Here is a 667-nt window from a genome sequence, read left to right on the forward strand (position 1 = left end):
ACGACAACGGTGCGTACTCCAGCGTCGGTCAGTACGCCGATACCCTGCGTTTCGGTGCGGGCATCGCGGCCGCGGACATCCAGGCCAGCCGTTCGGGCAACGATCTGTTGCTGGTTCACAGCAACGGCAGCGACAAGATCACGATCAAGGACTGGTTCGTCTCGGCCGGCAACTGGTTGGAGAACATCGTCTTTGCCGATGGCACGGTTTGGGCGGCCTACGACATTACCTACGGCATGGCTCAGGCCGGTACCGAGGGCGACGATCAGATCGTGGCTCCCGCGGGCACCAACGCGGTGATTCGCGGCGGTGGCGGCAACGACACCATTACCGGCAACGATGGCAACGACAGTTTGTACGGCGATGCCGGCAACGACACCATCAAAGCCGGTTCGGGCAACGATCAAGTCTTCGGCGGCTCGGGTAACGACACGATCGAAGGCGGCAGCGGCAACGACGTGCTGGAAGGCGGCGACGGCGACGATGTCATCAGCGACGGTTCGGGCACCAATGTGCTGCGCGGCGGCGCCGGTGACGACACGTTGAGGGGCACCGACCCGTGGGTGGTCAACACCTTCGAAGGCGGCACCGGCAACGACACGATGTCGGGTTACTACGGTGGCGACACCTACCTGTTCAACCTCGGCGATGGTCAGGACACCATCAG

The 667-nt window shown here is 63.4% G+C and carries 1 protein-coding gene; it reads left to right on the forward strand.

Features of this window, described 5'->3' with window-relative positions:
* The coding region (locus V7787_RS52885) for a calcium-binding protein (protein WP_336095463.1) at positions 1 to 667 on the forward strand (667 nt) is incomplete at both ends.

It is taken from the genome of Pseudomonas sp. CGJS7 (genome assembly GCF_036961695.1).